We start from the raw sequence: 26,460 nt of genomic DNA, 5'->3' as shown, positions 1-26,460 counted from the left end.
TCGTACCGCACCTCGACCGCCGTCCGGGAGGACCCCATGGCCGCCGCCTTCTCCGATCAGCTCAAGGCGCTCCTCGACTCGCCCGTCTTCGTCATCGTGGCCACCGTCCAGCCGGACGGCAGCCCGCAGCTGTCGCCGGTGTGGGCCAAGCGGGACGGCGACGAGGTGCTGATCTCCACCACCATGGGCCGGCGCAAGCAGCGGAACATCGATCGGGACCCGCGGGTGACGGTGCTGGTCCAGCCCGCCGACGCGCCGTACAGCTACGCCGAGATCCGCGGCACCGCCGCCTACACCACCGAGGGCGGTCAGCAGCTGATCGACGAGCTGTCGCGGAAGTACACCGGCAAGGACTACGCCGACTTCAACCCCGCCGCGGGGCAGGACGCCGAGCGGATCGTGGTGCGGGTCACCCCGCGCAAGGTCGTCGGGAACCTGTAGTCCCCCGGCCCGGCCCGGTCCCGGCGGGTACGGATCACGCTTCGGTGTCCGGCGGCCGTTCGGTCGCCGGACACCGCCGGGTTCCGTCTACCCTTGTGGCGTGACCATTCGCCTGTACGACACCAGCGCCCGTCAGATCCGTGAATTCACCCCGCTCACGCAGGGCTGCGTCTCGATCTACCTGTGTGGCGCGACCGTGCAGGCCGCACCGCACATCGGGCACATCCGGTCGGGTCTGAACTTCGACATCATGCGCCGCTGGTTCACCTACCGCGGCTACCAGGTGACGTTCGTGCGCAACGTCACCGACATCGACGACAAGATCATCAACAAGTCCGCGGAGCAGGGCCGCCCCTGGTGGGCGATCGGCTACCAGAACGAGCGCGCGTTCAACGACGCGTACGACGCGCTGGGCTGCCTGCCGCCGTCCTACGAACCGCGCGCGACCGGGCACGTCCCGGAGATGATCGAGATGATGCGCGGCCTGATCGAGCGCGGCCACGCCTATGCCGCCGAGGGCAACGTCTACTTCGACGTGCGCTCCTTCCCGGAGTACCTGGCGCTGTCCAACCAGTCGCTGGAGAACCTCCAGGAGGCCGGCGACGTGGACACCGGCAAGCGCGACCCGCGCGACTTCGCGATGTGGAAGGCGAGCAAGCCGGGCGAGCCCAGCTGGGAGACCCCGTGGGGACGCGGCCGGCCGGGCTGGCACCTGGAGTGCTCCGCGATGGCCCACCGCTACCTGGGGCAGGCCTTCGACATCCACGGCGGCGGCATCGACCTGATCTTCCCGCACCACGAGAACGAGATCGCCCAGGCCAAGGCGTTCGGCGACGACTTCGCCAACTTCTGGGTGCACAACCACTGGGTCACCATGAGCGGCGAGAAGATGTCGAAGTCGCTCGGCAACTCGGTGCTCGTCTCGGAGATGGTCAAGAAGTGGCGGCCCATCGTGCTCCGCTACTACCTGGGCACCCCGCACTACCGCTCGACCATCGAGTACAGCGAGGAGGCGCTGCGCGAGGCCGAGTCCGCGTTCGCGCGCATCGAGGGCTTCGTGCAGCGGGTCACCGAGAAGGCCGGGAAGACCGTCGAACCGGCCGCCGAGGTGCCGCCGGCCTTCGCCGAGGCGATGGACGACGACCTCGGTGTCCCGCAGGCGCTGGCGATCGTGCACACCACCGTCCGGCAGGGCAACTCCGCCCTCACCGCCGACGACAAGGAGTCGGCGGTGGCCCGGCTCGCCGAGGTCCGCGCGATGCTCGGGGTGCTGGGACTGGACCCGCTCGACGAGCAGTGGTCGGCCGGCGGGGACCGCGGCGAGGACCTGCACGGCGTGGTGGACTCGCTGGTCCGGCTGGTGCTGGAGCAGCGGCAGGCCGCCCGCGCCCGCAAGGACTACGGCACCGCGGACGCCATCCGCGACCAGCTCCAGCAGTCGGGGCTGGTCATCGAGGACACCCCGTCCGGGCCGCGCTGGGAGCTCGGCTCGCGCTGACCCGGGCCCGCCCGGGGTTCCACCCACTGTGTGCCGCCCGGATGGCCGGGCGGCACACTGATGACATACGTACGTTTGCTGAGCAGTGCTGAGCAATGAAGGAACGGGTGACATTCATGGCCGGCAACAGCCAGCGCAGGAACCGTCGTACCAGCAACAAGAAGGGCGCCACCGTCGGCAGCGGCGGCAAGCGGCGCCGCTCCCTGGAGGGCAAGGGCCCGACCCCGCCCGCCGAGATGCGCAAGGGGCACGTCAAGCAGCGCACCGCCGCGGCCCGGGCCCGGACCGCCGCGCGCCGCCCGGCCCCCCGCCGCGGCGGCCCCAAGGGCACCAACGAGCTGGTGGTCGGCCGCAACCCGGTGGTGGAGGCGCTGCGCGAGGGCGTGCCCGCGAACGCGCTGTACGTCCAGCAGTTCATCGACAACGACGAGCGGGTGCGCGAGGCGCTGCAGCTGTGCGCCGAGCGCGGCGGCATCAACCTCATGGAGGCGCCGCGCCCGGAGCTCGACCGGATGACCAACGGGCTCAACCACCAGGGCCTGGTGCTCCAGGTGCCGCCCTACGACTACGCCCACCCCGAGGACCTGCTCGACGCCGCGGCCGAGGACGGTGAGGACCCGCTGATCGTCGCCCTCGACGGGGTCACCGACCCGCGCAACCTGGGCGCGGTGGTGCGTTCGGTCGCCGCGTTCGGCGGTCACGGCGTGGTGGTGCCGGAGCGGCGCGCGGCCGGGATGACGGCCGGTGCGTGGAAGACCTCGGCGGGCGCCGCGGCCCGTATCCCGGTGGCCCGCGCCACCAACCTGACCCGCGCGCTGGAGGCGTACCAGAAGGCCGGGCTGATGGTGGTGGGCCTGGCCGCCGACGGCGACACCGAGCTGCACGAGGTGGACGTGCTCGACGGCCCGGTGGTCATCGTGGTCGGCAGCGAGGGCAAGGGCCTGTCGCGGCTGGTCGGCGAGGCGTGCGACCTGCGGGTGCGCATCCCGATGCCGGGCGGTGCCGAATCGCTCAACGCCGGTGTGGCGGCGGGCGTGGTGCTCTACGAGGCGTCCCGCCGCCGCGCCTGACGGTGCCGGACCGGGCCGGGTCTGCCGGGCCGCGGGCCGGCCGCCCGGCGAGGGGCGGCCGCGGCTCGCGGGCCGAGGCGGACCGGGGCCCGGGGGTCCCGCCTCGCGGCAGGGGCCCGCGGTCCGCACGCCGGGCTCCGGCCCCCGCACGCCGCGGGGTCCGGGCGGACCGGCCCGGCCGTGCCGCGGCCGGGCCGGTCCGCGACCCACCGGCCCCGGACACCCGCTCCGGCCGGTGGCAACCCGTGCCTTGACGGGCCTCCGACAGTCCCGGGGCGGCCGAGGCAGTGTCCTATGCGGGGGTCACTCGGTTAGAGGAGTGTGGACACCCAAACACCCCGCAGGCCCACGGGGGGAAGCTCACCGGGATTCGACGACGAGCCGCTGCTGAACATGGCCAAGGTGCCGTGCGATCCGGCGCAGGTCGTGGTCAATCACGCGAGCTTCCGCGTGCAGCTCGCCCGCCCGGTCGTGGACCGCGTGACGGTGGAGAGGGCGCGGCCGGCTGCCGTGCCCGGCGCCCGTCGCCGGCGGGCGCCGGTGGTGTGGAGCGGTCGCACCGTGCCGGGCGGCGACCCCGCCGCGCAACTCCTGCAGGCGGTGCGGCAGTCCGGCCGTACCTGGTCCTCCGGGCCGGGGCCGGGCGCCGACGAGCCCGGGTCCACCCAGGTCCTGCCGAGGGTGGGCCTGGACGATCCGCCGACCACCGTGATCGGCCCCCGCCGGGGTCCGTCGGGGCCCGACCCCCGCACCGGGGTGCCGGTGACGCGCGGCGGCCACGACAGCACCGTCCCGCTGCCGGTGGTGCCCCGGCGGGTGTACCGGAGCGACGGTTCCGGGCTCCGGCCGGCCGGGTCCGGTCCCGGCGGCCCCTTCCCGGAGCGGCCCGGCGGAACCGCGGCCGACGGCCCCGGGGCGGGCGGGACCGCCACCGAGGCCGGGCGGCGGCGCGGCGGGGCGGCGGCCGGGGTGCGCCACGCCTACCACCACCCCGGGCGCCGGATGAACCTGGGCATCGTGCTGCTGCCGATGCGCATCTTCCTCGGCCTGATCTCGGTCTACGCCGGCATGGGCAAGCTGTCCGACCCGGTGTACTTCGACGGCGGCGAGCGCGGCTCCATGGTCACCTGGCTGCAGTCGCTGGACCCGTGGCCGGTCGCCGAACCGCTGCGTGACTTCGCGCTGGCCCACCCGGTCGGGGCCGGGCTGACGGTGGCCTTCCTCCAGGTGGTGGTGGGCGTCCTCACGGTCATGGGGCTGTGGCAGCGGGTGGCCGCGTCGATCGGGGCGCTGCTGTCGGCCGCGCTGCTGGTCACCGTGAGCTGGCGGACGGTGCCGGCCTACGACGCGCCGGACATCATCTACCTCGCCGCGTGGAGCCCGCTGATCATCGCCGGTGCCCCGGTCTACTCGATGGACGCGCGGCTGGCCGGGGAGGCGTGGCGGCGGCTCGGGCCCCGGGTCGCCCTGTGGGACCTGCGGCGCCGGGTGCTCCGGCGCGGCGCCACCATGGCGGCCGTGGTGGCCGGGGTGACGCTGCTGTTCGGTTCGATGCTCGGCGGCGCGGTGCGCTCCTCGCAGACCGTCAGGTCGCCGGAGCCCGGGGACGCGCCCTCCAACCACCTGCCCGGCTCCCCGCTGCCGCGCACGTCCGGTGAGCGTCCCGAGCGTCCGGCCAAGGGGACCGGCCGGGCCGGCGGTTCCGCGGCGCCCGGCGCCCGTACCCCCACCCCGTCCGCACCGGCCACCTCCGCGACACCGGACGTGGTGCGGGAGAGCGCCACCGCCGGTGCCACCGCGGGCGCCGGTACCCGGTCCGGCACCGCGCCCGGCCGGACCCAGGGCACCACCCAGCGGCCCCGGCAGCAGGTGCCGACGCGGCCGGTGCTCCCGCAGGCCACCTCCGGGCCGACCGCGTCCGGCGGCGCGGGCTCGGCCACCGGCGGTTCGACCGGCCTCTCCGACGACGGCGGCGGCTCCCCCACCGGCTCCGGCGGCGCCTCCGGAGGCGGTACCGGCGGCGGGGGCGCGCTCGGCGGCCTCCTCGGCTGACCTCCCGGGGACACGATCCGTGGCCGTGGACGTGGGCCGGCCTCCCAGGGCCCCACGTCCACGGCCACATGCATGCACGCGTGCGGGTCACGGCCACGGCCGTGTGCGGGCCGGCACCCACTGCCGCACGGGCGCGTCGTAGCCACGGGGCGGTGCGCACCGCCGGCGTCCTCGGCCATGGGCCGGGGGTACGGCCGGGGCGTGGCCGTACCCCCGGCCGTGGGGCGCGGCCGTGCCCGGTCCGGGGCCACCGGTCAAGACCGCGGCGACGGCCGCCGGCCGGGGTCGGTGCCGGGACCGGCACGCGGCGTGGGGCCGGGCGGAACGGCGCCGGCGGGCGCACGTGGCCCGCGGGCGGGTCCGGCGGACCGTGCGGCGGGCGGCTGCCGGGCGGAAACGGCGTGGCGGATGCCGCCCGCCCGCCACTAGCCTCAAGTCCATGGCTGACGACCGCGACGACCGGGCGTTCCTCGACCTGGTGGCCGACCGGCTGGCCGCCCTGCCGCACGTACGGGCGGTCACCCTGGGCGGATCACGGGCGGCCGGTACCCACCGGCCGGACAGCGACTGGGACTTCGCCGTCTACTACCGCGGTCCGTTCTCCCCGGAGGACCTGCGGGCCCTGGGGTGGCCGGGTGAGGTCTTCGGGATCGGCGCCTGGGGCGGCGGGGTCTTCAACGGCGGGGCGTGGCTGGACATCGACGGCCGCCACGTCGATGTCCACTACCGCGACCTGGACGAGGTCGAGCACCACCTGGCGGAGGCGCGCCAGGGCCGGTACCGGGTGGAGCGGCTGCTCTTCCACCTGGCCGGTGTCCCGACGTACCTCGTCGTCGCCGAACTCGCCGTCAACCGGGTGCTGCGCGGCGAACTGCCGCGCCCGGAGTACCCGGAGCCGCTGCGCCGCCGGGCCGCCGAGCAGTGGTGGGGCGACGCCCGGCTCACCCTCGCCTACGCCCGCGCCGCGCACGCGGCGCGCGGGAACCTCGCGGACTGCGCCGGAGCCGTCGCCACCGCCGCCTGCCAGACGGCGCACGCGGTGCTGGCCGCCCGGGGCGAGTGGGTGACCAACGAGAAGAAGCTGCTGGAACGGGCCGGGCTCCGGGACATCGACCGCGTCCTCGGCGGTCTGCGGCCGGACCCGGATTCCCTGACCGCCGCCCTGGACGAGGCGGCCGGACTGCTGGAGCGCGCGGTGAGCGCGGCGGGTCCGGACGGGACGGCGCACACGGCGGACTGAGCGGCGGCCGACCGGCCGGCGGCACCCAGGGAGACGCCGGGAGCCGTGCGGGCCCGGTGCCGGTGGGTGTCGCATGGGCCGGTGGCGTGTGTGCCGGGTGCCACGCGGGCCGGGTGCCGCACCGCGCCCGTCCGCGCCGCGCCCCGGCGGGACGTGGTGCGGACGGGCGCGCGGCCGGCGGTGGGGGTGGTTCAGCCGTCGGCGGGCCGGCTGGCGGCCAGCTCCTTGGCCGCCTCGGTGAGGTCCTTGGCGGTGTCGATGGCCCGCCAGTACGCCCCGTGCGGCAGGGGGAAGCCGGCGAGCCGGCGCTCGCGGGCCAGCCGGGGGAAGGTGGTGCGTTCGTGGTCGCCCCGGTCCGGCAGCATCGCGGTGAAGGCCGCCGAGAAGACGTAGACGCCCGCGTTGATCAGGTACGGGGAGGGCGGCGCCTCGATGAAGTCCAGCACATGGCCGAACTCGTCGGTCTCCACCGCGCCCCAGGGGATCCGCGGCCGGGCCAGCGCGAGGGTGGCGGCGGCGTCCCGCTCGTGGTGGAAGTCCGCCATGTCGCGGAGGGAGAACCGGGTCCAGATGTCGCCGTTCGTGGCGTACCAGGGCCGGTCGGGGTGGGGCAGCGAGGCCGCGGCGTACTTCAGGCCGCCACCGCGCCCCAGCGGCTCGGTCTCCACCACCGTGCTGACCCGCAGCGGCAGGTCGGCCGAGTCCAGCCAGTTCCGGAGGACGTCGGCGAGGTGGCCGCAGGAGATCACGACGTCGGTGACACCCTCGGCGGCGAGCCAGGAGAGCTGGTGCCCGATGATCGGCGTGCCGGTGCCGGGGATCTCGACCATCGGCTTGGGCCGGTCGTCGGTGTACGGGCGCAGCCGGGAACCCTGACCACCGGCGAGGACGACGGCCTGGGTGGGCCGGGCCGGATGCGCGGGGCGGCCGGGCTGCGCCGGCGGGGGAGTGGCTGTGCGGGTGTCACCTGTCATGGCCGCACCCTATGTGGTGGCCGTGGCGGACGATGATCCCGGTACCGGCCCGCCGGGGGCGGGAGGGCGGACCCGGACCCGACCCGGTCCGGGTCCGGACCGGGTCCGGCCGGGGCGACCCGGACCCGACCCGGCCGGGGCGGCGGTTCAGCCGCGGGCGTGCGACACACCGGCGGCGAACGAGGTGTCGCAGACCGGCCGGGAGAACGTCTGCGCGCGCTGGGCGCCGTACTTGGCGACCGCGGCCCGGCCCAGCGCACGGGCGATGGAGGCGCAGTGCTCGGCGAGGGTCGGCTGCTGGTCGACCGCCGTCTGGAGGTGGGTGAGGGCCACGCCCGGGTCCTTCTCGCGGAGTTCGGTGAGCAGCCGGTCGCGCAGCGCCTCGTGCGGGGCCTTCCGCGCGGCCGGGCTGGAGGCCCGGCCCGAGGACGCGGTGAGGATCTGCGACTCCGAGCGGGGGTCGGCCCACGGCACCCGGGTCACGGCGAGGGTCCCGGAGAGCACCAGGACGACGGGGAGGACGAGCGCGAGCGTGCGGCCGATGCGGCGGGTAGCGGTGTTCACGGGTGTTCCTCGCGGAAGTTCAGGGAGGGAACTGCGGTTACGCCGCGAATCGTAGCGAGTAGTGATGATTTGGAGACATTGCGTCACCCTGATGAGGGACCGCAGCGGTGAAACGGGAATCGCTCGCCTTGACGGAGAGAATCGAAACGCTCCGGAAGTCCATATATCTGGCGACGTTTCGGGACGAAGGCTGGATGTCCGGTCGGGGTCCGTGCCGCCGTCCTCCGCCGCCCGGCCCGCCGCCCCGCTTGCCGTGGGGGCTCGTGCCCGGCCCACGGCGGGTCGGCCGCTCGGGCCCGTGTCCGGTCTGTCGTCCGGGCTCCTGCCTGTGCTGCCGCCGGGGCGCGTGGTCGCCCTGCCACCCGGCTGCCGCCCGGCCCGCCGTGGGCCGGCCCTCCGTCTCCTGCGGTCCCGCCCGCCGACGGCCCGGTCCCGCCCGTACCCGGGGCCGGACGCGCCACGGCGCCGCCCCCGCGGGTGCGGGGACGGCGCCGTGGGGTGCCGTGCGGGCGGTACCGCCGGCCTCCGGGCCGGCGGTCCGCATGCCTCCGCGGGCCGCGGGGGCGGTGCGCGCCGGTACGCGACCCGGGGGCGGGTTACTCGCTGAGCCGCTCGCCGGTGGAGGTGGAGAACACGTGGGTCTCGCCCGGGCGCGGGACGACGTGCAGGACCGAGCCCTTCGCGGGCACCTGGCGGCCGTTGACCCGGACCACCAGGTCCTTGGCGCTGCCGCCGACCTCGGCGGTGCCGTAGACGAACCCGTCGGCGCCCAGCTCCTCGACGACGTTGACGGTGACCGCGAGCCCGGCCGGGGCGTCCTTGCTCTGCTTGGTGAGCGAGCCGGCCGCCTCGCCGCCCTGCTCGACCACGTCGAAGTGCTCGGGGCGGATGCCGACGGTGACCGTGGTGTCGCCCTTGTCCGCGGCGGCGGTCAGCGCGTCCCGGGGCACCGGCACCACGCTGTTGCCGAACTTCACGCCGCCGTCGGTGATCGGCACCTCGACCAGGTTCATGGCGGGCGAGCCGATGAAGCCGGCGACGAAGAGGTTGGCCGGCCGGTCGTACATGTTTCGCGGCGAGTCCACCTGCTGGAGCAGGCCGCCCTTGAGCACCGCCACCCGGTCGCCCATGGTGAGCGCCTCGACCTGGTCGTGGGTGACGTAGACGGTGGTGATGCCCAGCCGCCGCTGGAGCGCGGCGATCTGGGTGCGGGTCTGCACCCGGAGCTTGGCGTCGAGGTTCGACAGCGGCTCGTCCATGAGGAAGACCTGCGGCTCACGGACGATCGCGCGGCCCATCGCCACCCGCTGCCGCTGACCGCCGGAGAGTGCCTTCGGCTTGCGGTCCAGGTACTCGGTGAGGTCCAGCATTCTGGCGGCCTCTTCGACCTTGCGCCGGATCTCCGTCTTGTTCACGCCGGCGATCTTCAGCGCGAAGCCCATGTTCTGGGCGACGGTCATGTGCGGGTAGAGCGCGTAGTTCTGGAACACCATGGCGATGTCCCGGTCCTTGGGCGGCAGGTGCGTGACGTCGCGGTCGCCGATGCGGATGGCGCCGCCGTTGACGTCCTCCAGGCCGGCAAGCATCCGCAGCGAGGTGGACTTGCCGCAGCCGGAGGGGCCGACGAGCACGAGGAATTCGCCGTCCTCGATGGAGATGTCGAGCTGGTCCACGGCGGGCTTGGTGCTGCCCGGGTAGATCCGGCTGGCCTTGTCATAGGTGACCGTAGCCATGGTGATGAGTCCCTTCACCGGCAGGAACGTGCCGGACGATCCGAGTAAAGGTGTCGTGTGCCGGGCCCACCGCGTGGGCCCGCTGTGACGCTACCCGGGCGGGGCACCGATGTCAGTAGCCGGGCCCCGGTGAACTCGCCGCCGCGGGCCGGTGAAGTCACCGCTGCCGGGCACCGCCGGCCGATGGGTACACTGGCGTGGACTCGCCGACTTAGCTCAGCTGGTAGAGCACCGCTCTTGTAAAGCGAAGGTCGTCGGTTCGAACCCGACAGTCGGCTCCACTGCGCCGCAGGTCACCCCGGTGACCTGCGGTTTTCGCATGCTCGGGGGGCGTGGGGGAGGGCCGGACGGCATGCGGCCCGCGTCCCGCGTACGGTCCGCTTGCCGTCGCCGCCCGCACTCACGCACCGGGCCGGACCGCACCGCGTGCCCGCTCGCGTACCGCGCCGGAAGCCTGCGCTCACGTCGCCCGAACCCGCGCCCGCGGCGGCCGGCCGCACGCCCCGCACCGGACCCCGCACCGCGCCGGCCCCCCTGCCGGACCTCCGCCGCGGGTCCGCACCGCAGGCCCCGCCCGCGACGATGCCCGCCCGGTCCCCCGGGTCCGCCCGGGGCGCCCGCGCGGGAACGGGCCCGCCGGCCGGGGCGCGGCGCCGGTGTCCGTCCCAGGGCGGGGCCGTTCCGCTGTCGCCGACCGGTTCCCCGCGTCCGTCCGCGGTCCCGCCGTCCGGGCGTTCCGTCCCGGTCACGGTGTCCGCACCCGGCCCGGCGCCCGGAGGGCTCCGCACGCCCCCCTTCCGTCCGCGCCCACCGGCCGGAAGGCTGTTGCCCGCCCGCCCCCCGGCGTCCGCCCGGGGCCGGGCCCGGTGCGCACCCCTTCCCGTCCTGGGGCCGGCCGGCGTCCACCGGCGTGTCGACGGACGGCTGCCCGGCGAGTTCCCGAGGGGTTCGGCGGGGTCCGGAAGTGGCCCGCGGAAGGGGCGTGAGAGGCCTCCGGGAGGCCTCCGGGCGGGCCGGGAGAAAGAGTTCACCATGTGGACGGCGCGGCGCCCGGGAAGGGCCCCCGGGACTGCCGGGAGGCGTGACCCGGGTGGCATATGCGCCGCGGGAGGCGGGCGGGACCGGCCCTGTGTGCGGGGTGTGGCTGTTTGGTGACACGGCCCGGACATCCCCATGAGACCTGCGCGGCACCATGGGTTCAGCCGCTCGGCGGCAGGTACAGAGCTGTCAACAAGCGGCCACCGGGGGAGCGTTCGATAGCCGAGTGTCGTCCTTCGGGCGGATTGTGCATGCGGAGGGTGGTCACGCGCGGTGAGTTTCAGTCCGGGGGTGCAACTTGCTGACAATCACCCGGACGCCGTGGGGTCCGCTTATAGGGCACCCTGCTCAGAAGGGGTGTTTTACGCGATCTTTACCCGAGGGGGCGCGTTGACTGGGTTGGAGCCAGCGAACTAATCTCGCGCGTCAAGTGCGGTGCGAGAGATTCGATCGCAATGCATGACCGGACCGCCGAGTTCTTACTCGCGCGTTAAGTGCCGGTGGCGTTGGGGTGGACGCGGGTGTCGAGGCGGACGGCCGTGTCATTGCGGATTCAATTAATTGGATTGTTCTGCCGCGGGGAGGTCGCGGCGGCCGGTCCAGTATGAGTGTTCGGCGGTATATCGACAGGTGCGTGATCATGGCGACGCGCACTGCATGGGGGAGTCATGGCAGAGCTGTCGAAGGCGACTGAGGGTTCGGACGGAGTGGAGCACGCGCTCATGCAGGTGTGTGAGCTGATCGAGTCCGCTGTGTCCATGCACCGGAGTACTCCGGACCGTCGGGCGCCGATGGTTCTCGCGTCGGACGGACCGGCGGTCCGGCGGGAGATCACCCAACTGATGAACGGGGCGCGGCACAGTGTCAGCGTGATCATGCCCGGCACCTACGAGCGGGCCAAGCCCTTCGCCCCGCTGCTGGGCAAGCTGACCGCGCTGCGCTCGGCCGGCATCGCGGTGCGGGCGCTGTGTTCGCCCGAGGTGGTGGCGCCGCTCGGCCTGCACGGCTTCACCCGGCGGGGCACCCAGGGGTACGACATCAGGGTCAGCGAGGTCGATCTCCAGGGAATGATCATCGTGGACGGGCGGCAGGCCTTCGGTCGTACCGGTCCGGACCGCAACGGGCGCTACCTGTCCGTCATCGCGGACCCGGCCTCGGTGCGGGCGCTGGACCTGATGTTCGCCGGTGTGTGGGGCAGTGCGATCCCGCTCGCCGAGCACTCCCGCCTCGCCGAGCGGCTGCGGACCGACTCGGTGCGCCTGATCCTGGAGCGGCTGCGCGCCGGCCACACCGACGACGTGGCGGCCAAGGAGATCCAGGTCAGCCTCCGTACCTACCGCCGCCATGTGGCGGCGATCATGCGTGACGTCGGCGCCAACTCCCGCTTCCAGGCCGGGGTGCGCGCCGTCGAGCTGGGGCTTCTGTCGCCGTGTGACTGAGTCCCGGGAGAACTGTGCTTGTTGGTGGCTGAGTTGGACTGATCGGCGCATACATGTCACGGGGTGAGAAGGTTGAGGGATCCCGCACTGTCCGGGGCGGGTGCCGAACGGGCGCATCACGAGGACGACACCGAAAATGGTCATGCTCACGTAGAAGATGACATCGCGCAGGAACTCCTGGCGGTCCGTGCGCTCATCGAATCCACCGTGGTCAAACACCGGGACCGCCAGTCCCGGAATTCCTGGGTCTCCGCCATCACGGCGGAGGAAGCGGAAATACTGGCAGCCGCCCAGGAACTCGTCTACGAGGCCGGTGAAAGCGTCGATGTGGTACTGGCCGCCGAGGCGGCGCATGCCCGTACCATCTACTCCGCGCTGGATGAATGGCTGGAAAGCGGTGGCCTGAGCGTCAAAATACGCATGCTTTGCGCGCAGAACACCCTGGACTGGTCATTCGTCCAGCGTCATTCGGGCAACGGCAGGCCGCTGGAGGTGCGGGCCGCGCGCATCCCGCTGCTGGCGGCGCTCATCGTGGACGGCAAGGCCGCACTGGTGTGCGCCGACTCGGCGGTCGGCCGCCGGGCCTCGGCGATCCGCGACCCCGGCGTCATCGAGACACTGCAGACCCTCTTCGACGGGATCTGGCGGAACGCCCTGCAGGTGACCGAGCGCATCGACTTCGGTGACCGGGCCCGCACCGACATGGTGCGGCCCATCCTGGAGTGGCTGCGGCTGGGCGTCACCGACGAGGTGGCCGCCCGGGAGCTGTCGGTGTCGGTGCGCACCTACCGGCGGTACGTCGCGGAGATCATGGCGCTGCTCGGCGCCAACTCCCGGTTCCAGGCGGGGGTGCGGGCGGCCGAGCTGGGTCTGCTGCCGGTCTCCCCTCCGCAGGAACCGCCGCAGCCCCGGAGGTGAGGACTGTCCCGGTGCCGCCCGGCGGATTCCGGGAAGACCGGAAGGCGTCGGCCCGCGCGATATGGCTGGCAGCTTCCTGAAGGCGTCGTTGCGGGTGTTTGGCGGCGGCGGATAGACATGAACGAAGGAATGTGAATCCGCTTGTGCAAAAGGATGATCTATTCCTCCGGTGATGCTCATCCCCCCGAGTGAGCCGCCGGAAGCGGGGGTTCGGCGGACATTCCCAGCCGCGCCGGACCTCCGCCCGTCCGACGAGGAGACACATCCAATGACTACCTCTACTCCCGAACAGTCAGCACTGAGCGGAGTCGGTGTTCTCGACAAGGCGTCTCTCCTGCTCGGTGTTCTGGAAGGGGGCCCGGCATCGCTGTCGCGGCTGGTTTCGGACACCGGTCTGAAGCGCCCGACGGTCCATCGGCTGGTCCTCGCCCTGGAGCGGCTGCGGCTGCTCGCCCGCGACGCGCAGGGCCGGTTCATCCTGGGGCCACGGCTGGGCATGATGGCCATGGAGGCGTGCCGGGACCACCTGGTGCTCTCCGCCGACCCGGTCCTCAACGACCTGCGCGACATCACCGGTGCCAGTGCCCGGCTGTACCGCCGGCGCGGCAACATGCGGGTGTGCGTGGCCGAGGCCGCCGCGGCCGGCCCGGGCCTGCGGGACCGGGTTCCGGTGGGCGCGGCCCTTCCGCTGAACGCCGGGCCGGTCTCCCAGGTGCTGCTGGCCTGGGAGCGGCCCGAGGACCTGTACGACGGTCTGCGCGGGGCGCAGTTCACCGCGGCAACCCTCTCCGGGGTGCGCCGGCAGGGCTGGGCGCAGAGCATCGGCGGGCGGGAGCACGGCATCGCCGCGGTGGCGGCGCCGGTGCGCGGGCCCGGCGGCCGGGTGATGGCCGCGCTGTCGATCTCCGGGCCGGTCACCAGGATGACCAGTACGCCGGGGCGGCTGTACGGCAGTGTGGTGATCGACGCGGCGGTGCGGCTCAGCGGCGGCATCCAGCGCTGATCCCCGTTTACGCACCGTCCCCGCCGGGCCGGTGCGAAGCCGTCCGACCCGGACACCGCCGCGCACCCCGGTGCGGGCGGTGCGTCCGGAGTGTCGGGACCGGGGCGCCTCGCCGGCGCGCGCCGCGGCGTGCCGTACACCTCTTTCTCGGGGCCTGTCCTTCATTTCCCCCTTTGCTTTAGGAGACGGCGATGTCCCGAAGCCGGCCGCGCTGGTATTTCTCATTCAGCAGTCCTTATTCGTGGCTGGCCCATTCCGATCTGGTGGGCCGGTATTCCGATGTCGCGGACGTCATCGACTGGCTGCCGTTCTGGGAGCCGGACGAGCCGGTCCAGCGCCGCCTGGCGCGCTCCGGGGTGCAGCTGCCGTACGTGCCGATGTCGGACGAGAAGCGGCGGTACGTCGAGCAGGACGTGCGGCGGCTGGCGCGGGAGCGCGGCCTGGAGGCGGTCTGGCCGCCGGAGACCGGCCGGCGCTGGGAGGTGCCGCACCTGGCGTTCCTGGTCGCGCAGGAGATGGGCCGGGGGCGGGAGTTCACCGACTTGGTCTACCGGGCCTGCTGGCAGCGCGGCGAGGACGTCTGCGACCCGCGGGTGATCGCCGTCATCGGCGCCGAACTGGGCCTGGACGGCGCCGCGTTGGGCGCGGCACCGGACGATCCGGCGGTGCGGCAGCGCGGTCTGGAGGCGCTGTTCTCGCTCCACCGCGACGGGGTGTTCGGGGTGCCGTACTTCATCGACGGCGCGGAGAAGTTCTGGGGGGTGGACCGGCTCGCCGGGTTCGCCGGCTCCGTCCGGGCGGGCCTGGCCGGCTGGGAGCGGGCCTGTTGAGCCGGTGCGCGGCGACGACGACGGCGGCCGGCCCCCGGGAGAGGGGGCCGGCCGCCGTCGTCGTACGGGCGTCCGCCGGGTGCGGGTGCCGGGCCCGCGGCCGGCGGGTGACCGCCGTTGCCGGCAGGTCCGCGGCCGGCGGGCGGCCGCGGACCTTGGGGCGCCGGTGTCAGCGGAGCCGCAGCAGGGCGCAGCCGAGCGCGCCGTCCCGGTCCACCGAGGTGATGACCGCGACCCGGCCGGCCGCGCGGGCCGAGTCCTGGGCGGCGGTGAGGGTGGCCACCAGCTGGAAGGCGGAGGTGGCCGCCGAGGTGTCACCGATCAGGCCGGGCCGGCCCAGGGTGAGCAGGTCCAGGTCGCCGAAGAGGGCGTCCAGCGCCTTCATCTCGGCGCGGCCCGCCTCGCCGGCCGGGGCCGAGGCGGAGACCGCCCACAGCTGGTCCCGGGAGATCCCGGCCCGGCGCAGCGCGTTGCCCACCACGGTCTCCAGCGAGGCGGCGACCCCGTCCGGGCCCACCACGCCGGCGGTCACCCCGACCACCTCGGCGAGCGCGTCGTCGTCGCCCCGGCCGTCCGCGGAGGCGGCGCGCAGCGAGACCATGGCGCAGCCCTCGCCGAGCACGGTGCCGGCCTCGTCCGCGCCCCGGCTGTGCCACTCCAGCCAGGAGCGGTCGGTGGTGTACTCCTCCGCGGCCCCGCACAGCACCGTCTTCGCGCGGCCGGCGGCGAGCAGCCGGCGCCCGTAGTTGAGCGCGTACAGGCCCGAGCAGCGGCCGGCGGCCAGCGTGGTGTTGGGGCCCTTGAGGCCGTACCAGATGGCGCACATGCCGGCCGAGGCGTTGCCGATGGCGTTGGGGATGTGCGCGGTGTTGATGTAGTACGGCTTCTCGTCGGTGAGGGTGTCGCGGGTGATGTCCACCATGCTCTTGGCGCTGCCGTGGGTGGTGCCCAGCACCAGCGCGGTGTCGGCGTCGGTGACCTCCGACGGCAGCGGGCCGCCGGTGGTGTCCAGCAGCTTGCCGACGGTGGTGACCACAAGGCCGGTGACCCGGTCCATGGCGCGGGTGCCCTTCTTGCCGAGCACCTCCTTGATCACGAACCCGGGGACCAGGCACGCCTCGGTGTCGGCCCGGTCCTCACCGAGCCAGTCCTCGCCGGCCAGCGGCACGGTCGTGGACCGGCCGGAGCGGAACCCCTCCTCGAACGCCTCGCGGCCGATGCCGTACGGCGAGACCGCGGACCAGCCGGTGATCAGTGGTCCGGTCATCGTGCTCACACTCCCTGTCATGCCTCGTACCGGCCGAGGAGGACGACGGCGTTGTTGCCGCCGAAGGCCAGCCCGTTGTTCTGGACGATCCGCAGGTCGGCCTCGACGGCCTCGTTCGGCACGCAGTCGATCTCGCACTCGGGATCGGTGGAGCCATGGTTGATGGTGGGCGGGATGAACCCGTGGACGATGGCGAGCGAGCAGGCGATCGCGGCGAGCGCGCTGGCGGCCCCCATGGTGTGGCCCAGCATCGACTTCACCGACACGGTGCGCGGCGGCGTGTCGCCGTACACCGAGCGGATGGCGCGGGACTCGGTGACGTCGTTGGCCTTGGTGCCGGTGCCGTGCGCGGAGATCAGGTCGACCTCCTCGGGCTTGACGCCGGCGTTCCGCAGCGCCAGGTCCATGCAGGCGGCCACCGAGGACTGCAGCGGCGCCACCTGGTGGTCGGCGTCGCAGTTGAGGCCGTAGCCGAGCACCTCGGCGTAGATCCGGGCGCCGCGCGCCAGCGCCGACTCCAGGCTCTCCAGCATCAGCACCCCGGCGCCCTCGCCGGTGAGCAGGCCCTTGCGGTCGACGTCGAACGGCTGGCACTTCTCGGGCGCGATGGTGCCCAGCCGGTAGAAGCCGGCGAACGTCTTGCGGCACATGGCGTCGGCGCCGCCGCACAGGGCGAAGTCCACCTCGCCGGAGCGCACCGCGTCGAAGCCGTAGCCGATGGCGTAGTTGCCGGCGGCGCAGGCGGTCGGGACGGTCACCGCCTCGACGTCCACCAGCTCCAGTTCCTGGGCGATGGACGCGGACAGCCGGCCGGCGCGGATGCGGCCGGCGATGGCGCTGTCCATGTTCGCCGAGCCCTCGCTGAGCTGGCTGGCGACCAGGCGGTCCAGGTCGAAGGACTCGCCGTCGGTGGTGCCGATGGAGATCAGGCCCCGCTTGTCGCGCAGCTCGGCCGGGTCCAGCCCGGCGTCCTGCACGGCCATCCGGGCCGCGGCGACGGAGAACTGGCTGGCGCGGCCCAGCCGGGTCACGTCGAGCCGGTGGATCCAGTCCCCGGGGTCGAAGTCACGGATCTCGCACCCGTTGGTGTGCTCGAAACCCTCGGTGTCGAACACGGTGATGGGCTTCGCTCCGCTCCGCCCCGAGCGCAGGCCCTCGGCGAACTCCGCGGCGCCCACTCCGATGCTGGAGAAGACACCGAATCCGGTCAGCACCACCCTGTGCGCGGCGTCGCGTGCGGCGCCGACTGGCATATTCGTCATGGCTCCCCCAAGTGATTCGGGCGCGGCGGTGGTCGTCGGCCGTGGCCGCACTACCAGCCGGCGGACTCGGAAACGACCTCGTAGACGCCCTTGAGGTTCACCATGCGGGAGAGTTCCGCCTGATCGATCGTCACCTTGAATTCCTTCTCCAGGGAGGCCAGGATCTCGATCGCCCGGAGCGAGTCGGCGCCGTGGTCCTCACGGAAGAGGCTGGTCTCGGTGACCTCGTCTTCCTCCAGCTCCAGGATCTCGCAGACGATCTCCTTGATGGTGGCGGCGCGCTCGGCCGTGACATTGGCCATCGTTGATTCAACCTCTCATTTACCTGGATATTTTCCCTGGGACAGTAGGGAGGCGGGCTCCGCAGCGGCAACCACATTCGCAGGAAGGTGACATCAATACCCTGCTCACTGCCCCATCCTGCCAACGCTTCCCAGCTCGGAGGCGGTTGCGCCTTTCGTTCCAGTGACAACGACCTGCCGCCCGGCCGGCACCGAATACGCGTCCCCGCGAACCGCTGTGGCATCTTCCTGTCGGGTGGGCTTGGCCCCTGCTCGGGCGCCTCTAGTGTTCCTGCGAATCCACTTTCTCCTTCCCGCTCTTTCGCTGTGGGAAGACGTGGAAATTTCCGTATCCCATTGCCGTGGAGGCTTCCATGACCGCGACCACCGACGAGCGCTACGAGAAAATCAAGGAGATCGTCTGCGAGATCCTGGAGCTGGAGGAGGACGAGGTCACCGAGACCAGCCTCTTCCGTGAGGACCACGGCGCCGACTCGCTGCGCGCCATCGAGATCCTGGCCTCCCTGGAGAAGGAGTTCAAGATCACGATCGACCAGTCGGAGCTCTCCCGCATGGTCAACCTCAAGGGCGTCACCGAGGTCGTCGCCGAGTCCGCTGCGGCCAAGTAAGCGGCACGCTCCGCGTCGCGGGGCGTGCGGCTCCCTATCCAGTGGAACGATCGAGGGGGATCAGCAGATGACCGAGCGGTGGCCCATCACCGGTGTGGGCGCGGTGGCCAGTGTCGGCCGGGACGCAGAGGAGATCTTCGCGAACCTCTGCGCGGCGAAGAGCGGTCTCGCGCCGATGCGCGAGTTCACCAGGGACTGGTACACCGCCGGTGAGCTGTACGAGATTGCGGACCGGACCGGACCGGCGAAGCGGGCCACCGGTTTTCTGCTCGATGCCGTCGCCCAGGCCCTCGCCGACGCGGGGATGGACGAGGACCTGGGCGACATCCCGGTGCTGGTCGGCACCGGACTGCGCGAGCTGCGCTCGGTGGAGCGGTGGTGGCGCGACGGCGACCCGATGACCGCCGGCGAGCTGCACTTCGGCACCGCGCTGCGGCAGCGGTTCAACGCGAGCAACACGCACACCTTCTCCAACGCGTGCTCCGCCTCGCTCTACGCGCTCTCCCTCGCCACCGACCTGCTCCAGCAGGACGGCGGCCCGGAGGCGGTGGTGGTGGCCGGCACCGACTCCATCACCGAGTCGATGTTCGCCATCGCGGACCGGGTGCAGTCCGTCCCGCCGGACGCGGTCCGCCCCTTCGACGTCAACCGCAAGGGCACCATCCTCGGCGAGGGCGCCGCGGCCGTGGTGCTGCGCCGCACCCCGCCGGCGTCCGGCACCGTCCGCGGCTGGCTGCGCGGCGTCGGCGTCAACTGCGATGCGGTGCACGCCACCGCCCCGGACGCCGGCATGATCGCCGAGGTCATGCGGGCCACGCACCGCCGGGCCGGGGTGGAGCCGGCCGAGATCGACCTGGTCATGCTGCACGGCACCGGCACCCCCGCCAACGACCTCGGCGAGGCGGTCGCCATGGGCGAGGTGTTCGGCGACGACGTGAAGACGCCGGTGATGACCGCCCTGAAGTCCATGACCGGACACACCTCCGGCGGCTCCGGCCTGCACTCGCTGATCACCGCGCTGTACAGCATGCGCACCGGGCGGATCGCGCCCACCATCTCGCTGGACAGCCCGATGGAGGAGGTCGAGAACTTCCGCATCGTGCGGGACGAGGCGGTCTCCGAGGACGTCTCGCTGGCTCAGGTCAACGCGTTCGGATTCGGCGGCATCAACGCCGTGGCGATTGTGGAGGGTGCGCGATGAGCGGCACGACCGTCCTGGCCCCCGAGGCCACCCGTACCCCGGTGATCACCGGGGTGGGCCTGGCCCTGCCCGGGGTGGAGACCCCGGCGGACCTGCCCGGCCGTGCCGAGCCCGGCACCGAGCCGGTGGACCCGGCCGCGCGGATCGGCAAGAAGGGCCTGCGCTACAAGGACCGGGCCACCCACCTCGGCCTGGTGGTGGCGCACGACGCGCTGCGCGCCGCCGGGCTGCTGGAGGGCGAGAAGCTCGACACCCGCCTGACCGTGGAGCCGTCCTCCGTCGCGGTGGTGGTCAGCTCCAACTTCGGCAACCTGGACTCGGTCACCGACGTGGTGGACACCGTCGCGGCCGAGAAGAGCAGCCGGCTGGTCAGCCCGATCGTCACCCCCAACCTGTCCAGCAACGTCATCGCCTCCGAGGTGGCGATCCGGTTCACCCTGCGCGGGCCGAACCTGACCGTGTGCAACGGCGCCACCGGAGGCCTGGACGCGGTCGGCTGGGCGCTGTCCTGGCTGCGCGCCGGCCGCGCCCGGTACGTCCTGGTGATCGGCGTCGAGCCGGACAACGCGGTGGTCCGCAAGCTGCAGGGCACCGACCGGGTGCTCGACGGCGCCGCCGCCGTCGTCCTGGAACTGCCCGCGACCGCGGCCGAGCGCTCCGCCGAGGTGCTGGCCGAGTGCGTCGCGAGCACCCGCACCTCCTCGGTGGCCGGGTGCGTGGCGGCGCTCACCGGCGACGGCGGGGCGCCGGCCGGCTGGTACGTGCCCGAGGGCGCCGACGCGCCGGACGCGGACGTCCTGCCGGGCGTGGACCGGGTGGACCTGGCCGGGGTGTGGGGCCGTGCCTCCGGGGCGCTGGGCGTCCTGCAGGTCGCCTCCGCCGCCGCCCGGTTCGCCGCCGGCGAGCGGGGCGCGCTGCTCACCGTCAGCGGCTCCGACGGCGACGACGGCGTGGCCGGCGTCCTGGTCCGACCGGGGCGTGACTGACCCCATGACACAGCCGGCGCGGCAGCCGGACGGGTCCGTCCCGTTCCGGCTGCTCCCCCAGCGGGCGGGCGGTGCGGCCACCGCCGGCCCGCCCCCGGGCGCCGGCGGGACCGCGGACCCGGACACCGGGCCGCGGGTCCTGCTGCTGCACGGGCTGGGCATCGGGGCCCGGGTGTGGGACCCGTACGTCGCCCACGCCCGGCCCGGGCGGCGGCCCGTCACCGCCGAGCTGCCCTGGCGCGGCACCGGCGGCCGCTGGAGCCACCACCCGGACCCGCGGGTGTGGATGCACCGGGTGCTGGAGGCGGCGCTGGAGGAGTCCGGCGGCGAGGGCATCGACGTGGTGGTCGCCCACTCGTACTCGGCGATGCTGCTGCTGAACCTGCTCGGCGGCGCCGACCCGGACCGCGACGGCGCCTCCGCCCACCCGCCGGCCCGGTACGGCATCCGCGGCCTGGTCCTGGTGACGCCGTTCCACCGGTCCAGTCCGGAGGACTTCGACTTCGCCGGGTTCACCGGCCTGTGGGACCGGATCGAACCGCACATGGCCGAGTGCCTGCGGGTGATGGGCCGGGGGCGGGGCGACGAGCGCTTCCTGGCGGTGATGGCGCGGCGGCTGTGCGAGCTGATCGGCCCGTACGGCTGGACGCGCTTCTTCGAGCAGTACCTGCGCACCCCGTGGACCGACCTGGCCGCCCTGGACCTGCCGGTGCTGGTGGTCTCCAGCCCGTCCGACACCCTGGCGCCGCCGGCCGAGGCGGAGGCGCTGGCCCGCGGGCTGCCGCGGGCCGAGCTGCGCCCGGTGCCCGGCTGCGGGCACTTCCCGATGACCGAGCGGAGCGCGTACTTCGCGGCACTGGTGGACGACTTCGTCGACCGGTTCCGCACCGGGGCGGTACCGGCCCCACCACCGCGACCGGAACCGCGGCCGGCACCGGTGCCGGTCCCCGCACCGGGCCCGGGCACGGGCCCGGCACCGACGCCGATTCCTGAGCAAGCCTGAGCAAGGGAGAAGACAACGATGACCGACACCGCTGTGAAGAGCCTGCTGACCGAGACCACGACGGTGGTCCACAGCCCCGGTTACGAGGGTGCCAACATCGGCACCATCATCGGCTTCAAGCACGTCAACTACCTGGTCGAGAAGGCGATCATCGACCACTTCCGGGTCAGCGGCCTGCCGGTCGGCGCGCTCTACGAGGAGCACGGCCTGGGCTTCGACCTGACCTTCCTGGACTCCCGCCTGAACACCGCGCTGATCGTGGACGACCAGGCCTCCATCGAGGTCAAGCCGGTCACCAAGGACGGCGACGAGGAGCTGTCCTTCAAGGTCACCATCACCGTGGAGCGCGACGGCGAGCCCAACAAGGCCGTCACCTCCAAGGCCCGCGCGGTGCTCCGTTACGACGAGGACGACCGCCGGATGCCGGAGCGCAAGCCGGTCCCGGCCGGGCTGGAGCGCTTCGTCAAGCGGTACATCGGCGGGGCCGAGCCGGGCGCGGAGGTGGCCGCCCTCGGCGAGGAGACCCTGATCTCCGGCGGCTCCACCGGCACCGACCCGGTGCTGGAGCAGCTGACCGCCGGCGAGAACGCCTACGCCTGGAAGTTCCGCGTCCCCTACCCCTACGTGCACTTCTTCGAGCGGGTGCCGATGTCCGGCTACCTGCGCCTGATGGAGGAGGCCAAGCACCGCTTCGTCGACGCCCGCGGCATCTCCATCCGCGCCCTGCTCGACGAGTCCAACTGGATCCCTGCGGTGACCCGTTCGCACATCACGCTGCTGGACGAGGCGCACCTGGAGGAGGACCTGTACATCGTCTACACGGTGGACAACATCTTCAAGAACCTCCTCTACACCTCCCGCCTCGACTACTACGTGGTCCGCGACGGCAAGCTGATCAAGACCGCCACCGGTGAGATCACCCACGCCTACGGCGTGGTGGAGAACGGCCGGAAGGGCCGCCTGGTCGAGTGGGACGAGCGCGTCGCCCGCGCGTTCAACGGTGAGGGTGACGCCAAGTGAGCGACTCCCCCGAGACCACCAAGGTCGCCCTGGTCAGCGGCGGCACCCGCGGCATCGGCCGCGGCGTGGTGCTGCGGCTGGCCGCCGACGGCTACGACGTGTCCTTCTGCTACGCCTCCAACGCGGACGCCGCCGCCGAGCTGGAGAAGGAGGTGCTGGCCCTGGGCCGGCGCGTCTTCTCCCAGCAGGCCGACGTCTCCGACATGGCGGCGGTGCGCTCCTGGGTCTCCGGCACCGAGGAGGCCCTCGGCCCGATCGACGCCGCGGTCACCTCGGCCGGCATCACCCGGGACAACCCGCTGCTGCTGATGAAGGACGAGGACTGGCAGCGCGTCATCCAGGTCAACCTGGACGGCGTCTACAACGTCTGCCGCACCGTGATCTACGAGATGATGAAGCGCAAGTCGGGCTCCATCGTCAACCTGTCGTCGGTCGCGGGCGTGTACGGCAACGCCACCCAGACCAACTACTCCGCCTCCAAGGCCGGGATCATCGGGTTCACCAAGTCGCTGGCGAAGGAGGTCGGCCGCTACGGCATCCGCGCCAACGTGGTCGCCCCCGGCTTCATCGACACCGACATGACCAGCGCGCTCAACGAGAAGGTCATCGAGCAGGCGAAGAACCAGATCCCGCTGCGCCGGGTCGGGACCGTCGACGAGGTGGCCGACCTGGTCTCCTACCTGGTCGCCGACCGCGCCTCCTACATCACCGGTGCCGTCCTGCAGATCGACGGCGGCATCCACCTCTGACCTGTGGAGGGTCCACTTCCCATGGCCAAGCCCAAGAAGCAGCCGCGCTGGTACTTCTCGCTGCGCAGCCCCTACTCCTACTTCGCCTACCGGGACCTGGTCGAGCGCTACCCGGACGTGGCCGACGCGATCGAGTGGATCCCCTTCTGGGAGCCCGACGAGGTCACCCAGAAGATGCTCGACGAGGCCGAGGTCGAGCTGCCGATCGTGCCGATGTCGCGGGCGAAGAACTTCTACATCCTCCAGGACCTGCGGCGGCTGTCGAAGCTGCGCGGCTTCGACATGACCGTCCCGGTGGACCGCGACCCGGTCTGGGAGATCTCCCACCTGGGCTACCTGGTGGCCGCCGACGCCGGGAAGGGCCGCGAGTACATCGACGCGGTCTACCGCGCCCGCTGGCTGGAGGGCCGGGACATCACCGACCGCGCGGTGATCGGCGAGGTGGCCGGGAAGCTGGGCCTGGACGCCGACACGGTCGCCAACGCCTCGGACGACGCGGAGCTGCGTGCCCGCGGGGTCGAGGCGCTGACCCGCTCGTACAAGGACGGCCTGTTCGGCGTGCCGTTCTTCGTCCATGGCTTCAACAAGTTCTTCGGCGTGGACCGGCTCAAGCCCTTCGTGGCCGCGGTCCGCGGCGAGGAGCCGGTCGAGGGCGACATCGACCAGTCCTGGCTGGGCGAGTTCATCGAGCTGCCCGAGCTGGTCACCCCCGGCGGCGACGGCGGCATCGCCGGCGGCTGCGCCTGACCGTGTGCCCGGTACCCGGCACGTACATCTGACGAAAGGGACGAGGAGCCTTCGCTATGGCTACCACGATCGAGATCGACGACCTGCGTGAGCTGGTCGCCGAGGTCCTCGACGTCACCGCGGATTCGGTGACCGAGGACGCCCACTTCATGGAGGACCTGGGCGTGGACTCGCTGCTGGCGCTGGAGCTGGCGGTGGCGCTGGAGCGGAAGTTCCAGATCCGTATCGAGTCGCACGAGATGACCGACATCACCCGGCTGCGCGACGTGCACGAGCTGATGCAGCGGAAGGTGTCGGAAGCGGCATGAGCGTCCGGGTGGCCCGGCCGCTGGACGCGGTCGATGCGCTGGAGGTGCGCGAGGACGGGCCCGACCTGCTCGTCACCGCGCGCAAGAAGGTGTGCGCGGACGACCCGTACATGCCCGGGCACTTCCCCGGACACATCGTGTACCCGGCCGTCTTCCTGGTGGAGACGGTGCGCCAGGCCGTGGGGCTCGCCTGCGAGCGGTCCCACGGCCGGTGGGCCGAGCTGGCCGGGGTGCGGCAGGCGCGGTTCGCGCGCCCGCTGCTCGCCGGTGACGAGGCCGTCTTCGAGATCACCGTCTCCCCCGCGGGGGACGGCATCTGGACGGCGCGGGCCCGGGTCAGCTGCGCGGGCGAAGCGGCCGCCGAGCTGTCCGTGGAGTGCGCGGCGGTGCCGCGGGAGGGGGACGAGGATGCCGGCGCCTGACACCGGCCACACCCGGTACGGGTGGATTCTGGACCTGCTGCCGGTGCGGCACCCGATGGTGCAGGTGGACCGGGTGGTCTCGCTGGAGCCGGGCGTGGAGATCGTCACCGAGAAGGTGGTGAGCGGCGGCGAGCCCTGCTTCGCGGGGGTGGCCGCCGACGCCCCGGCCCGGGCCTGGGCGCTGCCCCGGACGCTGATCATGGAGTCCTTCGGGCAGTCCGCCGCGCTGCTGTGGCTGAGCGGCGAGCCCAAGGCGCCGGGCGGCGAGGAGTGGCTGCCGATCGCGGCCCGGATGCGCCGCTGCGACTACCACGGGGACGCCTTCCCCGGTGACGTGATCCGGCACACCGTACGGCTGGAGACGGTCAAGGACGGCACCACCGCGTTCCTGTCCGGGTCGAGCCGGATCGGGGACCGGACCGTCTTCACCGTCGGGTCGATGACGGCGGTGCGCCGCCCGGCGCGCCTGCTCGACCGGCCCTGAGGGCCGGCGGCCGGGGCCCGGTGCCCCGGCCGCGGGGCCCGTTCGAGGGAGCCTTCGGCCGCACCGCCCGGCGCGCCACGTATCGAGGGGATGGAAGATGACCGGCATAGTCGTCACCGGCATGGGGGCGCTGTCCTGCTACGGCAGCGGCGTGGACACGTTCTGGGCGGGCCTGACCCGCCGGGAACGGGTCACGCCCCGGCCCGTGGAGCAGCTCGGCCCGGAGCTGACACCGCTGACCACCTGTCTGTCGGTGCCCGCCGGGGCGCTGCCGGCCGAGCCGGACCCGGACCGGGCCCGCGCCGAGGGCCGGACCACCCGGGCGGCCCGCGCGGTGGTGCGGGAGGCGCTCGCCGAGGCCGGCCTGGACGCGGCCGCGGACGGCGGCGGCCGGCGCGCGGTGCTGATCGCCAGCGGCGTCGGCGAGGCGGCCCTGGTCGAGGACTGGCGGGCCGGGACGGTGGCCCCGCCGGCCGGCTGGACCCCCACCTACGCCACCGCCGCCGCCCTGGCCGAGGAGTTCGGCGCCGAGGTGGCGGCCACCGGGCTGTCCAACGCCTGCGCCGGCGGCTCCTACGCGCTGGCCATGGGCGCCGACCTGATCCGGGCCGGCGAGGCCGACGTGGTGATCGCCGGCGGCGTGGAGATGTACGCCCGGGTCACCATGGCCGGGTTCAACCGGCTGGGCGCCATCGACCCCGACGGCTGCCGCCCCTTCCACCGGGACCGGCGCGGCACCGGCATGGGCGAGGGCGCGGCGGCCGTGGTCCTGGAGTCCGAGGAGCACGCCCGGCGGCGCGGCGCCGCCCCGCTGGGCCGGCTGCTCGCCTCCGGCTGGAGCTGCGACGCGTACCACGCCACCGCGCCGGACCCGGAGGCGGTGGAGATCACCCGGGCGATGCGGGAGACGCTGCGACAGGCCGGCCGCGGCGCGGACGAGGTGTCGTTCGTGGTCCCGCACGCCACCGGCACCCAGCTCAGCGACACCACCGAGTGCCGGGCGCTGCACCAGGTCTTCGGCGCGCGGGCCGCCGAGCTGCCGCTGTACAGCCTCAAGGCGCTGCTGGGCCACACCGGCGGTGCCTCCGGTGCGCTGGCCGCGGTGGCGGCGGTGCTGATGCTCCGGCACGGCCGGCTCCCGGGGAACCTGCCGGTGGCCGACCTGGACCCGGAGTGCGAGGTGTGGCTGCCCACCGAGCCGGTCGCCGACCCCGGCGGGCTGGCCATGACCAACGCCTTCGGCTTCGGCGGGCACAACATCTCCCTTCTCTTCGAACGCTACGGACGACGGGCGGACTGAC

The 26,460-nt window shown here is 73.2% G+C and carries 26 protein-coding genes and 1 tRNA gene; 21 read left to right on the top strand and 6 right to left on the bottom strand.

The annotated features are described in order from the left end of the window. Positions 1 to 36: 36 nt before the first annotated feature. The 5 genes from IHE55_RS12430 (at position 37) to IHE55_RS12410 (ending at position 6,301) form a co-directional block, all read left to right on the top strand. Positions 37 to 441, top strand: a complete 405-nt coding sequence (locus IHE55_RS12430) for a PPOX class F420-dependent oxidoreductase (protein WP_197989094.1) — start codon at positions 37 to 39, stop codon at positions 439 to 441. A gap of 100 nt (positions 442 to 541) precedes the next feature. Next, positions 542 to 1,939, top strand: coding sequence for a cysteine--tRNA ligase (gene cysS / locus IHE55_RS12425; protein WP_197989093.1), 1,398 nt, complete (start codon positions 542 to 544; stop codon positions 1,937 to 1,939). Positions 1,940 to 2,055: 116 nt separating this feature from the next. Next, positions 2,056 to 3,009 (top strand): 23S rRNA (guanosine(2251)-2'-O)-methyltransferase RlmB, encoded by a 954-nt coding sequence (gene rlmB / locus IHE55_RS12420; RefSeq protein ID WP_197989092.1) that lies wholly within the window; start codon positions 2,056 to 2,058, stop codon positions 3,007 to 3,009. Positions 3,010 to 3,330: 321 nt separating this feature from the next. Then, entirely contained in the window at positions 3,331 to 5,061 is a 1,731-nt protein-coding gene (locus IHE55_RS12415) for a DoxX family protein (RefSeq protein WP_307826626.1), read from the top strand. Positions 5,062 to 5,500: 439 nt separating this feature from the next. Beyond that, entirely contained in the window at positions 5,501 to 6,301 is an 801-nt protein-coding gene (locus tag IHE55_RS12410) for a nucleotidyltransferase domain-containing protein (protein WP_197989091.1), read from the top strand. Between the two features lie 191 nt (positions 6,302 to 6,492). On the opposite strand, the gene IHE55_RS12405 is transcribed toward IHE55_RS12410, so the two are convergent. From IHE55_RS12405 to IHE55_RS12395, 3 genes are all read right to left on the bottom strand, one after another. Beyond that, entirely contained in the window at positions 6,493 to 7,275 is a 783-nt protein-coding gene (locus IHE55_RS12405) for a nucleotidyltransferase family protein (protein ID WP_197989090.1), read from the bottom strand. A gap of 147 nt (positions 7,276 to 7,422) precedes the next feature. Next, the gene (locus IHE55_RS12400) at positions 7,423 to 7,839 is read right to left on the bottom strand and encodes a hypothetical protein (RefSeq protein WP_197989089.1); all 417 of its coding nucleotides are present in this window, start codon (positions 7,837 to 7,839) and stop codon (positions 7,423 to 7,425) included. Between the two features lie 596 nt (positions 7,840 to 8,435). After that, the gene (locus IHE55_RS12395) at positions 8,436 to 9,572 is read right to left on the bottom strand and encodes an ABC transporter ATP-binding protein (protein WP_197991957.1); all 1,137 of its coding nucleotides are present in this window, start codon (positions 9,570 to 9,572) and stop codon (positions 8,436 to 8,438) included. 205 nt (positions 9,573 to 9,777) lie between these two features. On the opposite strand from IHE55_RS12395, the gene IHE55_RS12390 reads away from it, so the two are divergent. The 5 genes from IHE55_RS12390 to IHE55_RS12370 all read left to right on the top strand — a co-directional run bounded on the left by IHE55_RS12390 (position 9,778) and on the right by IHE55_RS12370 (position 14,800). Then, a tRNA-Thr gene (locus IHE55_RS12390) sits at positions 9,778 to 9,853 on the top strand. Positions 9,854 to 11,278: 1,425 nt separating this feature from the next. After that, entirely contained in the window at positions 11,279 to 12,049 is a 771-nt protein-coding gene (locus IHE55_RS12385; RefSeq protein ID WP_197989088.1) for a helix-turn-helix domain-containing protein, read from the top strand. Between the two features lie 72 nt (positions 12,050 to 12,121). Next, entirely contained in the window at positions 12,122 to 12,967 is an 846-nt protein-coding gene (locus tag IHE55_RS12380) for a helix-turn-helix transcriptional regulator (protein WP_232265539.1), read from the top strand. 268 nt (positions 12,968 to 13,235) lie between these two features. After that, a complete protein-coding gene (locus IHE55_RS12375) occupies positions 13,236 to 13,970 on the top strand; it encodes an IclR family transcriptional regulator (RefSeq protein WP_197989087.1) in 735 nt (244 codons plus the stop codon). Between the two features lie 191 nt (positions 13,971 to 14,161). Further along, positions 14,162 to 14,800 carry a 2-hydroxychromene-2-carboxylate isomerase gene (locus tag IHE55_RS12370; RefSeq protein ID WP_197989086.1) on the top strand — a complete coding sequence of 213 codons (639 nt, stop codon included), beginning with the start codon at positions 14,162 to 14,164 and terminating at the stop codon, positions 14,798 to 14,800. 169 nt (positions 14,801 to 14,969) lie between these two features. On the opposite strand, the gene IHE55_RS12365 is transcribed toward IHE55_RS12370, so the two are convergent. The 3 genes from IHE55_RS12365 to IHE55_RS12355 are packed head-to-tail and all read right to left on the bottom strand — an operon-like array spanning position 14,970 to position 17,631. Continuing rightward, entirely contained in the window at positions 14,970 to 16,067 is a 1,098-nt protein-coding gene (locus tag IHE55_RS12365; protein ID WP_232265538.1) for a beta-ketoacyl synthase N-terminal-like domain-containing protein, read from the bottom strand. A 17-nt stretch (positions 16,068 to 16,084) separates the two neighbouring features. Beyond that, the gene (locus tag IHE55_RS12360) at positions 16,085 to 17,329 is read right to left on the bottom strand and encodes a beta-ketoacyl-[acyl-carrier-protein] synthase family protein (protein WP_197989084.1); all 1,245 of its coding nucleotides are present in this window, start codon (positions 17,327 to 17,329) and stop codon (positions 16,085 to 16,087) included. 50 nt (positions 17,330 to 17,379) lie between these two features. Next, complete coding sequence (locus IHE55_RS12355; protein ID WP_197989083.1) at positions 17,380 to 17,631, bottom strand: acyl carrier protein; 252 nt, start codon at positions 17,629 to 17,631, stop codon at positions 17,380 to 17,382. Positions 17,632 to 17,984: 353 nt separating this feature from the next. Between IHE55_RS12355 and IHE55_RS12350 the strand changes: the two genes are divergently transcribed. The 11 genes from IHE55_RS12350 to IHE55_RS12300 all read left to right on the top strand — a co-directional run bounded on the left by IHE55_RS12350 (position 17,985) and on the right by IHE55_RS12300 (position 26,459). Beyond that, entirely contained in the window at positions 17,985 to 18,239 is a 255-nt protein-coding gene (locus tag IHE55_RS12350) for an acyl carrier protein (protein ID WP_197989082.1), read from the top strand. A gap of 67 nt (positions 18,240 to 18,306) precedes the next feature. Continuing rightward, entirely contained in the window at positions 18,307 to 19,440 is a 1,134-nt protein-coding gene (locus tag IHE55_RS12345; protein WP_197989081.1) for a beta-ketoacyl-[acyl-carrier-protein] synthase family protein, read from the top strand. Beyond that, entirely contained in the window at positions 19,437 to 20,426 is a 990-nt protein-coding gene (locus tag IHE55_RS12340; protein WP_197989080.1) for a beta-ketoacyl synthase N-terminal-like domain-containing protein, read from the top strand. The genes IHE55_RS12345 and IHE55_RS12340 overlap by 4 nt, the downstream gene beginning before the upstream one ends. Positions 20,427 to 20,430: 4 nt before the next feature. After that, positions 20,431 to 21,429 (top strand): alpha/beta fold hydrolase, encoded by a 999-nt coding sequence (locus IHE55_RS12335; protein WP_197989079.1) that lies wholly within the window; start codon positions 20,431 to 20,433, stop codon positions 21,427 to 21,429. Positions 21,430 to 21,447: 18 nt separating this feature from the next. Further along, the gene (locus tag IHE55_RS12330; RefSeq protein ID WP_197989078.1) at positions 21,448 to 22,449 is read left to right on the top strand and encodes an acyl-CoA thioesterase; all 1,002 of its coding nucleotides are present in this window, start codon (positions 21,448 to 21,450) and stop codon (positions 22,447 to 22,449) included. Beyond that, positions 22,446 to 23,198, top strand: coding sequence for a 3-oxoacyl-[acyl-carrier-protein] reductase (gene fabG / locus IHE55_RS12325; protein ID WP_197989077.1), 753 nt, complete (start codon positions 22,446 to 22,448; stop codon positions 23,196 to 23,198). Before IHE55_RS12330 ends, fabG begins: the two co-directional genes overlap by 4 nt. 21 nt (positions 23,199 to 23,219) lie before the next feature. Next, complete coding sequence (locus IHE55_RS12320) at positions 23,220 to 23,945, top strand: 2-hydroxychromene-2-carboxylate isomerase (RefSeq protein WP_197989076.1); 726 nt, start codon at positions 23,220 to 23,222, stop codon at positions 23,943 to 23,945. Positions 23,946 to 24,001: 56 nt separating this feature from the next. Beyond that, positions 24,002 to 24,253: an acyl carrier protein gene (locus IHE55_RS12315; protein WP_197989075.1), complete on the top strand. Its 252-nt coding sequence runs from the start codon at positions 24,002 to 24,004 to the stop codon at positions 24,251 to 24,253. Further along, the gene (locus IHE55_RS12310) at positions 24,250 to 24,675 is read left to right on the top strand and encodes a 3-hydroxyacyl-ACP dehydratase FabZ family protein (protein WP_197989074.1); all 426 of its coding nucleotides are present in this window, start codon (positions 24,250 to 24,252) and stop codon (positions 24,673 to 24,675) included. Before IHE55_RS12315 ends, IHE55_RS12310 begins: the two co-directional genes overlap by 4 nt. Further along, entirely contained in the window at positions 24,662 to 25,159 is a 498-nt protein-coding gene (locus IHE55_RS12305; protein WP_197989073.1) for a 3-hydroxyacyl-ACP dehydratase FabZ family protein, read from the top strand. The genes IHE55_RS12310 and IHE55_RS12305 overlap by 14 nt, the downstream gene beginning before the upstream one ends. Before the next feature lie 97 nt (positions 25,160 to 25,256). Further along, positions 25,257 to 26,459: a beta-ketoacyl-[acyl-carrier-protein] synthase family protein gene (locus IHE55_RS12300; RefSeq protein ID WP_197989072.1), complete on the top strand. Its 1,203-nt coding sequence runs from the start codon at positions 25,257 to 25,259 to the stop codon at positions 26,457 to 26,459. Position 26,460 lies beyond the last annotated feature (1 nt).

It is taken from the genome of Streptomyces pactum, assembly GCF_016031615.1.
GTDB classification, from domain to species: domain Bacteria; phylum Actinomycetota; class Actinomycetes; order Streptomycetales; family Streptomycetaceae; genus Streptomyces; species Streptomyces pactus.
The sequence above is the reverse complement of the archived record's forward strand: the minus strand, read 5'-3'. Positions and strand labels throughout refer to the sequence as shown.